The organism is Allobosea caraganae, from assembly GCF_003351345.1.
Taxonomy (GTDB): domain Bacteria; phylum Pseudomonadota; class Alphaproteobacteria; order Rhizobiales; family Beijerinckiaceae; genus Allobosea; species Allobosea caraganae.
Genome location: NZ_QQTO01000017.1, coordinates 1 through 1,001, shown reverse-complemented (window position 1 = coordinate 1,001; position 1,001 = coordinate 1). Strand labels below are relative to the sequence as shown.

Genomic DNA, 1,001 nt, shown 5'->3' with positions numbered 1-1,001 from the left:
GCGGCTGCTGCGGCGGGCGACTTCTCGGCGCGGCTGCAGATCGAGGACGCCGACGCGCAGATGCAGCAGCTCATCGCCGGCATCAACGAGATCAACGCCGTGGTCGATTCGGCCACGACCGAGTTCGCCCAAGCGCTCCAGGCGGTCGCCGCCGGCGACCTGACCAGCCGCGTCGAGACCGGCTATCGCGGCCGCTTCGCCGACCTCAAGGACGCCATCAACGAGACCGTCGACCGCCTGTCGGACACCGTCCGCACCATCCAGGTCACGGCGTCGGACGTCGGCCTCGCCGCGCGCGAGATCAACCTCGGCGCCGACGACCTCTCCAAGCGCACCGAGGAGCAGGCCTCCTCGCTCGAGGAGACCGCCGCCACCACCGAGGAGCTGGCAGCCTCGGTCAAGGCCAGCGCACAAGCCTCGAAGCAGGCGGCCGAGATCGCCGGCGAGGCGATGCGCGCCGCGCAAAGCGGCGGCTCGATCGCCGGCGAGGCGGTCGAGGCGATGGCCCGCATCGAGAGCGCCTCGAAGAAGATCTCCGACATCATCCGCGTCATCGACGACATCGCCTTCCAGACCAACCTCTTGGCGCTCAACGCCGCCGTGGAAGCGGCCCGCGCCGGCGACGCCGGCAAGGGTTTTGCCGTCGTCGCCTCGGAGGTGCGGACCCTGGCGCAGCGTTCGGGCGAGGCGGCCAAGGACATCTCGGCGCTGATCTCCTCGTCCAACGCCGAGGTCGGCGCCGGCGTCACCCTGGTGCGCCAGGCCGGCGCCTCGCTGACCGAGATCCTGCAGGCCTCGCAGAAGGTCGCCGCCACCATCGCCGAGATCTCGACCGCGTCCGGCGAGCAGGCCAACGGCATCGACGAGATGAGCCAGGCCGTCGCCCATCTCGACGAGATGACCCAGCAGAACGCCGCCCTCGCCGAGCAGTCGGCCGCCTCCGCAGCCTCCCTCTCCGGCCGCATCGGCGAGCTCAACACCCTCGTCGCAGCGTTCAAGAC

General features: G+C 70.9%; 1 protein-coding gene. It reads left to right on the top strand.

Annotated features, from left to right (window positions below):
* Positions 1 to 1,001 (top strand): methyl-accepting chemotaxis protein (locus tag DWF00_RS07675; protein WP_245973787.1); only part of this gene is annotated, 1,001 nt, incomplete at both ends.